Origin of the sequence: Dinoroseobacter sp. PD6, assembly GCF_028807315.1 — a bacterium.
Lineage (GTDB): Bacteria > Pseudomonadota > Alphaproteobacteria > Rhodobacterales > Rhodobacteraceae > Dinoroseobacter > Dinoroseobacter shibae.
The window spans coordinates 92,763-102,908 of sequence record NZ_JARAMN010000013.1 but is presented as its reverse complement, the minus strand read 5'-3'; the positions used below and the strand labels follow the sequence as shown (position 1 = coordinate 102,908).

Sequence of the window (10,146 nt, the reverse complement as noted above, 5' to 3'; positions counted from 1 at the left end):
AGAGTAGGTCACCGCCAAACCTAGAAAAAAACCAATAACTCTCATGCGATAAGAACACCCACGAGTTGGCACTGGCCTTCTCGTTTTGGCGCGGGATGGAGCAGCCCGGTAGCTCGTCAGGCTCATAACCTGAAGGTCGTAGGTTCAAATCCTACTCCCGCAACCAACGATTTCTGCGAAAGCAGGTTGTCCAAAGCCTCGGCCTCCGAAAGGAAGTCGGGGTTTTGCTTTCCGGCTGCAAAGCGCAGGATCGCCCCCAGGTCGCCGCGAAGGACGATGGAGAGTTCGCCGTTCTCGGGCACGAGGGTGATTTCATCGACCAGTGACCGAAGCACGTCGACGGCGGCGCCTCGATCTTCCTCGGATTGCAGGTTCTCGCAGAGCTTCGCGATCCGATCCTGATACATTCGTGCCATGTTCGGGTGCAGCAATGGCGGCGGCTCGTCGGCATTGTCCAGAAGCTCGGTCAACTCCGCCTTCCTCGCCTCCAGTTTCTCGGCCTTGTCTTTGAGTTTCGCCGGCGGGAAGCCCTGAAGAATGGCGTCGACCATCTTGTCGAGCTCTCGGTCAACCCTCTCGAGTTCGCTCCTCCAGCCGGCCAGGTCGGCTCCGCGCTCGATCCGGAGCCGATTAACCTCGCGCGTGAACTCGGCACAGAACTCATTGAAGAGTTCCGGCGACATGAGATGCTTCCGAAGACCATTCAAGATCGACGCCTCCAAGGCATCCCGACGGATGTTCAGACGGTTATCGCATGTGCCCTTGTTCCGTGACGCTGCGCAGCCGAGAAGGTCTTTCGAGATCAGGGAGTAGCCACCACCACAGCACCCGCACTTGATGAAACCGGCGAAGAGATGCTTCGGCCGGCGTCTATCGTTCATCGGATTGCTGCCTGTCGCCGTCGTATCAAACGAAAGGCTCTTTTGCCTTTTCTTCACCGCGTCCCAGAGATCTTGGTCCACAATCCGAAGGTCTGGGACCTCCTGGACAACCCATTCACTTTCCGGGTTCGGGCGGGAGACGCGCTTGCCGGTGTCAGGATCCTTCATGTATCGCAGTCGGTTCCAGACGAGCCTACCGATGTAGAGTTCGTTGTTGAGAATGCCCGTCCCTCGTTTCGGGTTGCCGTGGATCGTCGAAGGCCCCCATTCCTTGCCCTGCGGTCCTGAAATGCCCTCCCGGTTCAAGGTCATTGCAATCGTCCGCGAGGATTGTCCGGACAAGTAATCCCTGAAGATGCGCCGAACGACGTTTGCTTCGGCTGGATTGATGTCCCGCTCGCCCCGATCGTCCGGATCGGCCGTGCGAATGACGTCATACCCATAACAAAGTCCACCACCGGAGCGACCCTTCTCGACGCGCCCGCGGAGACCGCGCCGGGTTTTGTCGGCTAGATCCTTGAGGAAGAGTGCACCCATCGTTCCCTTGAGACCGATGTGCAATTCGCTGACCTCGCCTTCGGACAGTGTCACGATACTCACCCCTGCAAAGCGCATCCGCTTGTAGAGCCCGGCGATGTCCTCCTGGTCCCGAGAGAGACGATCCAGCGACTCCGCGAGGATCACTTCGAAACGGCCCTTCAGCGCATCCGAGATCAGTTCCTGAACGCCGGGCCGAAGCAAGGACGCCCCGGAAATCGCGCGATCCGTGTAGCTGTCGATGATCGTCCAGCCTTCCCGCTCCGCGCGTGCACGGCAGATGCGAAGCTGGTCCTCGATCGACGCATCACGTTGGTTGTCAGATGAATACCGAGCGTAAAGCGCTGCCTTCATGCGATAGCCCCCCTAATCGCGGAGGCGAGCCCGTGCATGCCGCCTGTTCTCTGTCTCAATGAACTCTCTCGCCGCCTGCCGCGCCAACAAGCGAACAAGGTTGACCAGTCGCGGATCATCGCCAGAAGACGTGAGGCGCGCGATTTTGTTCTCAGATGCTCCGCTTTCCTGAGATGAGTCCTGGGCGTCCATTGAGGCGTCAGCCCCCGGCCTGCTTTTCTGGTCCCTTTCCATAAGCGCCAGCCTGCCAGAGGCTGGCACACGTACGAAGGAAAAAGCCTATGCATCATAGCGGGTTGGAGGTGGGGCGCGCGCATACTCGCGTAGTCTGGCGTATTGATGGCTGCTACAGCGTCGCGCAAATCGGCGGCCCGGAATCCGGAGATACTGCGCTGTTCTATGCGAATTTTCACCATTTAGGGGCCCTAAGCTGTGGCAGGGCCCGAAGACCGTTGCCTGAACGAAGTCTGCCATAGGCCGCCCGAATCGCGCAACGCAGGTGTCACTAAGGCGCGGGAAGCCGCCACTGGCCAAGCGAGAGAGCAAGAGACTGGGAGGGGTGCCGTGACGGGTTGAGGGCTGGAGGAGAGGCCTCCGGCGCCCGTCGCGGAGGTTTTCAAATGAACACCGAAATTATCGATGCCGGGGATGATATCAGCGGCGGCTACAAGGTGGATGTGTCGCGCGGCGAGAACGTGGACCGCGTGTCGTCCGAGTGGTTCGCGCGGCCGGATGACGAGCGGTATCTGTCGCTCGACGACCTTTTCGCCTCAGTCAAGGGCCGGGCGGAGCGGAGCCGGACGCGCACGGTGGAGAGTGCGGCGATCCGGGTCGAGGCGCATCGCGACAACCCGGAGAAGCTGGGCCTTGTCCTGCCTGGCGCGGATGAACCCATCGCGCCGACGCATTGGTCCTTCGGCCAGCTGTCGAGCCTTGTCGGTGCACCAGCGGCCTATCTGCGCCAACTGCCCGCGCCGCTGGCGGGGATCAACCTGCAGTACGGCCTGACCAACCACCGGGCGGAGCAGATCAAGACGATGGAGGTCGTGGATGGCCGCACGGAACTGCGCGCCGTGACCGGACCGGACTATGGCCGCATCTACGACCATGAACTGGTCTCCGCCGTTCAGCGCATCGCGGGCAACGGCACGGGTGACACGCGCTGGAAGGTGCCGGGCGTGCTCGACTGGTCGACGGGCATCTACAACCCGCGCGTGGACGTGACGAAGGAGACGACGACGCTCTACGCCTCCGACCGCGACGTGTTCCTGTTCCTCGTCGATGACCTCAACCCCATCGAGGTGGGGCTGCTGCCCGATGGCTCGCCCGACCTTTATTTCCGGGGATTCTATTGCTGGAATTCCGAGGTGGGCGCCAAGACCCTCGGCATCGCGAGCTTTTACCTGCGCGCGGTTTGCCAGAACCGCAACCTCTGGGGCGTCGAGGATTTCCAGGAAATCAAGATCCGGCACTCGAAATACGCCGCCTCCCGCTTCGCGCACGAGGCCGCGCCGGCGCTCAGCCGCTTCGCCGAGTCCTCGCCCGCACCCTTCATCGACGGCATCCGCGCGGCGCGAGCGAAGATCGTCGCGCGGTCGGACGAGGACCGTCAAGACTTCCTGCGCAAGCGCGGGTTCTCGAAGGCGGAGACGGGGCGGATCGTCGAGACGGTTCTGGCCGAGGAAGGCCGCCCGCCCGAGAGCGTGTTCGACTTCGTACAGGGCATCACGGCGGTGGCCCGGTCGAAGCCGCAGCAGGATGCGCGGCTGATGATGGAGGGGAAGGCGAAGGTGTTGTTGGAGAAGGCAATCTAGCCCTAGGCGGGGCAAGCGGTACGATACTGTGCCGCATGCCCTGATCTTTCGAAACGAAGACGCGAGGTGTAGCCCCGCTAAAGTTGCATGTTGGCGAAAATCTTCAGATAGTCCAGATTGATGCGATCGCCTTGGGTGCCGAGCCCAAGAGCTACCGAGCGTGAAGTCTCTGACGGTGTCACAAAATAGGAATTTGAGTTTTGAATAATGATCAGCGGATGGCATTTGCCAATAAAATCAGGCTTTACTCAAGCATTATCACGATAATCGCGCTCGCAATCGTTCTGTTGCTATCACTGCGAATTCTTGCGAATGCAGTTGGCTACGCCTTCACTACGATGACAAGTATGAACGGCGTTGACTTGACTGATTTCGCTAGTTTGCTGGGTGCTAGGATTTCCGCCCTTGCCGACGGCGATCAAGCTCAATTATCAGCATTTGCGGTCGGTCTGATATCGATATTTTCCCACCTCATGCTCGTTTACTGCCTTGTGAAGTATTGGCTCAAACAGTTTGGCTTCGCAGTATCTGCTTTCTACGAGAGCGCCAAACTCGCGATGATCCCGGACGAGCGAGAAGAAATCCGGTTCAGTCCTGAGCCAGCTGTGATCTCTGTTGGCCGTCAGTTGAATAGTAGAGATCCCTATGATTACTCCTTTGACCTTCCTCGAACCACGAGAATTTTGATTGGAAGCAAGTCTCCGCAAGTGCTCCCAATTTTTAGGCACTTCTTCGAGCAGAGGCAGGGCCGCGTGATCGCACCATTGCGAGCGCTAAGGCATCTTCTGGTCGCGCTGTTCGCTTTCGGCGTTGTTTCGTTGCTGCTTTATTGGGCGGATGGAACTCCGCAAGTTGTTTCAAGTTACTGGAGCAGTGCGGCAGTCATCGCTCTGGCCTCACTGACCGGCATGGCCATTGTTAGTGCTCTGAGTAGCTTCTTTGACAACACATTGCTCCGAGGTCTCTTGGCGAACAAGCTGCTTGGTGCCTCCGTCGTTGCGGAAAAATCCGCAGAACCTATTCCGCTGCGTGTTTCATCGCTTAGCCTTTCCAAGCACTTGGTCGACAAGTTGGACGATGAGCCAGGTTTCGGGAAAGCTCGAATTTTGGTCGACAATGATGAGGGTCGCTCGAAGTCCGTGCAGGATACGGGCGATTTTTCTGTAAATATCATTGCCGAAGGGGAATACACGGAGCAGTCCAATCCGATCGAAGGATTGGGAAAGAACCGCCTCTTGGTTGGTTCCGCCCTTAGTGTTTTAGCGTCAATTCTACTCGCTCTGTTTTCGGTACCTCAGGCTTTGTCAGGGCTTTGGAATGGTGAAGAGGTCTCAATCGGTCGCGTTATCGTTGCACCTGTCGTGATTGCAGCCGCCTATGCTGTTGCAGCAGCTTTCGCAAGAACGGGAGAAAACTTGCAAGTTGATGGCTTGAGGATTTTAGCAACAGACTGGATCTCTTCAGAAATCACCTTCACTGAGTTTTATGGACAGGTCGCGGCAAGTACTGGGCGCAGACTTGACCAAGCAGGAATGATTGCGGAGGAAGAAAAAGGACAGGTTTGCCAAACGAACTATAGGGCAGTTAGCGCAACGGTCTCGTTCGTTTCGGATGCGCCCGGCGGTCAACGTGTCGCCTATTCGTTTGAAGCGGGAGATCACAGCCAATTCCGTTTGCAAGCAATTTCTTCCGCGATCAAAAAGATTGCAAGCTATGGCCAACCATCCGTGGCCAAGATCGAAAAACCAAACGGTAATCCCGAGCTATTGCTTGAGGTGGACAATGACTCCCCCGATGACGACGACCTGGACCCGCTAGACGAAGAAGACAAGCGCGATTTGAACTGACCTTCGTCGCTGTCTCTTGAGAGTGAGAGGGGTGCCGGGTTTTCCGTGACGGGTTTGGAGGTCGGGAGAGAGGCTCCCGGCTGGCCCGTCGCGGAGATATCCCGATGACCAAGCAACAGAAGATCACCCTCAGCGCCTCGCGCGACATCCCCTTCAACAAGCTGATGCTCAGCCAGTCGAACGTGCGCCACGTCAAGGCGGGCGTGTCGATCGAGGAACTGGCCGAGGACATCGCGCGGCGGACGCTGCTCAGCTCCATCACCGTGCGGCCCGTGCTGGACGAGAGCGGTGCTGAGACCGGCATGTACACGATCCCCGCCGGTGGGCGGCGGTTCCGGGCACTCGAGCTGCTCGTCAAGCAGAAGCGCATGAACAAGACCGCGCTGGTGCCCTGCATCGTGCGCACCGATGGGCTGGCCGAAGAGGACAGTCTCGCCGAAAACGTCCAGCGCGCGCCGCTACACCCGCTCGACCAGTTCCGGGCCTTCCAGGCGATGCGCGAGAAGGGCCGCACCGAGGAGGAGATCGCCGCAGCTTTCTTCGTCTCGGCCAGCGTGGTCAAACAGCGGCTGAAGCTCGCTGCGGTCGCGCCGTCGCTGCTCGACGCCTATGCCGAGGAGGAGATGACGCTCGACCAGCTCATGGCCTTCACGGTCAATCCCGATCACGCGCGGCAAAGCCAAGTCTGGGAGGCTCTGCAGCGGCATTATTCGCGCCAGCCCTACGAAATCCGCCGCATGCTGACCGAAGGCGCGGTGCGCGCCTCGGACAAGCGGGCGCAGTTCGTCGGGCTCGACGATTACGTCGAGGCCGGGGGAGAGATCCTGCGCGACCTGTTCCAGCAGGACGACGGCGGCTGGCTGCAGGATACCGCCCTGCTCGACGTCATGGTGCGCGAGAAACTGGCCGAAGAGGCCGAAGCGATCCGCGCCGAGGGCTGGAAATGGGTCGAGGTCGATACCGAGTTCCCCTATGGCCACACCTTCGGGATGCGCCGGGTCCATGGCGAGGCGGTGCCGATGAGCGACGAGGAAGCCGCCAGCTACCAGGCGCTGAAGGCCGAATACGACGCGCTTGAGGCCGAGCATGCGGAAGCCGACGAGTTGCCCGACGACGTCGATGCCCGGCTGGGCGAGATCGAGGAGGCTATGGAGGCATTCGAGGCGCGCCCGATCCGGTACGAGGTCGACGACCTCGCACTGGCAGGGGCCTTCGTGAGCATCGACAGCTCCGGGCGGCTGCGGGTCGAGCGCGGCTACGTGCGGCCTGAGGATGAGCCGATCGAGGAGACGGAGGACACCAACGAGGTCGCACCGGACGCGGCGCCAGTCGAGGACTCCGACAACACCGTTGCGTCGGCCTCGGACGAGGAGGAAGAGGATGACGGCCTGAAACCGCTTTCCGACCGCCTCGTCATGGAACTGACGGCCCATCGGACCCTGGCGCTGCGCAATGCGCTGGCCCAGGATCCGCAGGTCGCCTTCCTCGCGGCCCTGCACGCGATGGTCCTGCGGCTCTTCTATCGCTACGCGGTCGACAGCTGTGTCGAGATCGAACCGCGCAATGCCGCCTTCGGATCGCAGGTGCCGGGCCTCGGCGACACGGCCTATGCGCAAGCCATCGACCAGCGCCACGAGACCTGGGCACGGAACCTGCCGAAGGCATCCGAGGACCTCTGGGAGGCGCTGACCGAGTTCGACAGCTGCAGCCGCGAGGCGCTCTTCGCCCATTGTGTGGCGATGAGCGTCAATGCCGTCCACGACCCCTACCAACGCCGGCCGCGCGCCATCGCGCATGCGGATGTGCTGGCCGGGACCGTCGGGCTCGACATGGCCAAGGCGGGCTGGACGGCCACGGGTGACAGCTACCTCGGCCGCGTGACCAAGGCGCGCATCCTGGAAGCCGTGCGCGAGGCGAAAGGCGAAGACGCCGCTGACCGGATCGCCGGGCTGAAGAAGTCGGAGATGGTGACGGCTGCCGAGGACCTGCTCTTGGGCACCGGCTGGCTGCCCGAACCTCTGCGCACGCCGCCGCTGCCGGAAGAGGATGCCCCGGAGATCGAGCTGATCGACGAGACGGACCGCTCAGACGATGACCCTTCGGAAGACGATCCCGACAGGAGCGAAGCGCAATCGGCGGAAGACGGCGGCGAACCGGCTATCGGAGACTCCGACCCCTCGGGGGAAGATGATCCCGTCGCCGGTGACGCCTTCGACAAGACAGCCGCCGAGTGACCTACGAGCAGCACGGGACCTTCCCCCAAGGTCCAAAGTCAGGGGCCCGTCAGTCATGGCGGGCCCCTGATTGCGTCCAACCCTGATGGAGATCGCCATGACGAGCCTCGCCACCGAGCTTTCGCGCCAGCTTTCCCAGAACGCCGAAACGGTGTGCCGGCACTATCTGTCGAACGGCCGGAAACAGGGTCATTACTGGCTGGTGGGAGACGTTCACAACACACCGGGCCGATCCATGTTCGTTCGGCTGTCCGGGCCACTGTCCGGCAACCGTGCCGCTGGAAAATGGACCGACGCAGCCACGGGACAGCATGGCGACCTGCTCGATGTCATCCGCGAAAGCTGCGGCTTGGTCGACTTCAAGGACGTTGCCGATGAGGCCCGACGCTTCTTGAGCCTGCCCTTACCTGATCCAACCCGACAGCATTCTCCACATTCACAGCCACCAGCTGCCACCGGATCCCAGGAAGCAGCCCGACGCCTGTTTGCAATGGGCGTACCGATCCGCGGCACTCCGGTAGAAACCTATCTGCGCAGGCGCGGCATCGGAGCGTTTGACCAAATGCCAAGCCTGCGGTTCCATCCCGCCTGCTACTATCGGCCCGAAGGCAGCGGGCCGATCGCGCGGCTTCCGGCCATGCTCGCCGCCATCACCGATCTCGAGGGCCGTCATACCGGCACCCATCGCACCTGGCTGCGGCCGGACGGGAGCGCCAAGGCCGATGTCGACACACCGCGGCGCGCGATGGGCGCTTTGCTCGGGAACGGGGTGCGGTTCGGCACGCCCGCAGATGTGCTCATCGCGGGCGAGGGGATCGAGACGGTTCTTTCCGTGCGCTCGGCCCTGCCTGAGTTGCCCGCCGTCGCGGCGCTGTCATCGGGACACCTTGCCGCCATCCGGTTTCCCGCTGGTCTGCGGCGGCTCTACGTATTGCGCGACCGTGATCCGGCGGGCGCGGCGGCAAGGAATCGGCTGGAGGCGCGCGCAGCCGAGGCCGGGATCGAGGCGCAGACCCTCACGCCGCGACTGGGCGACTTCAACGACGATCTCCGGCGCTATGGGCTGGCGGCCTTGCAAGCGCGGTTTCGGCTTCATCTCCACGTCGAGGATGCCGCTCGTTCCGTGCCGGTGTGACAGGGCGGCAATCGGGCTGGCGCTGTACGGCTCACAGCATCGTTTTCGCAGGGGCATCCCGCGCGCGGTTCCCATCCACGGGAAAGGCCGGCGCGCACGGCCTTCTCAGAGGGCAGGAGGCCCACAATCGGGACGGCCCGGCAATGGCCGCGCTCCGGCTATTTTCCGCCGCGCCCCGTTGGGGCGCTTTGCATCGCGAGGCAAAATAGCCGGGCTTGGCCATCAAGGCCCTCGCGAAAGGCTCGGGCTGCCCTGCCGTCCCGCCCGTGGGCGCGTTCCTGCCACGAAGGCCGCGTGTGGCGCGCGGCTCCCCCGAGGAAGGAACCCGCAGATGACCCTCGATCCCGAAACCGATGCCCACGAGCCGCATCACAGCACGTCCTCGACCGCCCATGTCCTGACCGAACTCCAGCTCTACGGCTGGCGCCCCTACGAGGATGAACCCGATCCGCGCCCCTTGCCCGAGGGTGACCAGATCGCCGGTGCCGTCGCCGATATCCTCGACGCCCTCGTCGCGACGCTGGGTGAAACGCGCCTAGAGCCCGATCTCGACGAACTGCTCTGGGGCGCGGTCAACCTCTTCCATCGCGCGCTGGCGCGGGCAGAACGTGAACTCGACGACAACGAACAGGCGCAGCGCCGCCTGCAGCGGGAACAGGATGGCTCCGAGGTAAAATCCCTCGAACTCGAACGCCTCGTGGCCGAGGGGCAGAGCATGGTCGAGCGGCGGACCGCGCTCGAGCTCTTCCGCGACCTCGCCGCCGAGGGCTTCGAGCATCACCGCGGCAAGCCCTGGCATCCCCGGACAGGCTCGCGCGTCAGCCATCGCAACCTGACCGCCGCGATGATCGACAGCCGGGATTTCCTCGCAGCCCGCCGCCGGGCCGAGGCGCATCTGCTTCTACCCGAGGGCCCAAAGGTGGCCGTGACCGGCGGGGCGGATTTCAACGATCACCGCCTGATCTGGGCGCGGCTCGACCGGGTCCATGCAAAGCACCCGGACATGGTGCTGCTGCATGGCGGCTCACCCAAGGGCGCGGAACTCATCGCCTCCCGATGGGCCGATCACCGCAAAGTGCCCCAGGTCGCCTTCCGGCCCGACTGGACCAAGCACGGTCGCTCGGCCCCGTTCAAACGCAACGATGCGATGCTGGACGTTCTGCCGATCGGGGTGTTGGTCTTCCCCGGCACCGGGATCCAGGAGAACCTTTCTGACAAGGCGCGGAAACTGGGCATCCCGATCCTGAAGCATGAGGGCGGCGCGTGAGCGTCGCTTTCAAGAAAACTTACACTCCGAGCGGTGACCGCAGCAGAAAGGAACCCGGGTTCGCCTCAGTCACCACC

The 10,146-nt window shown here is 62.3% G+C and carries 6 protein-coding genes and 1 tRNA gene; 6 read left to right on the top strand and 1 reads right to left on the bottom strand.

Annotated elements, in window-relative coordinates:
- Window positions 1-89 precede the first annotated feature (89 nt).
- Window positions 90-166: transfer RNA gene (locus PVW48_RS18285), tRNA-Met, on the top strand.
- Here PVW48_RS18285 and PVW48_RS18280 read toward each other — a convergent pair.
- On the bottom strand, window positions 123-1,772 hold the full coding sequence (locus tag PVW48_RS18280; protein WP_274582387.1) for a recombinase family protein: 1,650 nt from the start codon (window positions 1,770-1,772) through the stop codon (window positions 123-125). The genes PVW48_RS18285 and PVW48_RS18280 overlap by 44 nt on opposite strands.
- Window positions 1,773-2,392: 620 nt before the next feature.
- On the opposite strand from PVW48_RS18280, the gene PVW48_RS18275 reads away from it, so the two are divergent.
- The 5 genes from PVW48_RS18275 (at window position 2,393) to PVW48_RS18255 (ending at window position 10,069) form a co-directional block, all read left to right on the top strand.
- Complete coding sequence (locus tag PVW48_RS18275; RefSeq protein WP_274582385.1) at window positions 2,393-3,586, top strand: DUF932 domain-containing protein; 1,194 nt, start codon at window positions 2,393-2,395, stop codon at window positions 3,584-3,586.
- 218 nt (window positions 3,587-3,804) lie between these two features.
- Window positions 3,805-5,433, top strand: coding sequence for a hypothetical protein (locus tag PVW48_RS18270; protein WP_274582384.1), 1,629 nt, complete (start codon window positions 3,805-3,807; stop codon window positions 5,431-5,433).
- A 104-nt stretch (window positions 5,434-5,537) separates the two neighbouring features.
- Window positions 5,538-7,667 (top strand): ParB/RepB/Spo0J family partition protein, encoded by a 2,130-nt coding sequence (locus tag PVW48_RS18265; protein WP_274582383.1) that lies wholly within the window; start codon window positions 5,538-5,540, stop codon window positions 7,665-7,667.
- Window positions 7,668-7,764: 97 nt separating this feature from the next.
- Window positions 7,765-8,802: a DUF7146 domain-containing protein gene (locus PVW48_RS18260; RefSeq protein ID WP_274582382.1), complete on the top strand. Its 1,038-nt coding sequence runs from the start codon at window positions 7,765-7,767 to the stop codon at window positions 8,800-8,802.
- A gap of 331 nt (window positions 8,803-9,133) precedes the next feature.
- Window positions 9,134-10,069, top strand: coding sequence for a DUF2493 domain-containing protein (locus tag PVW48_RS18255; protein WP_274582381.1), 936 nt, complete (start codon window positions 9,134-9,136; stop codon window positions 10,067-10,069).
- The last annotated feature ends 77 nt before the right edge of the window (window positions 10,070-10,146 follow it).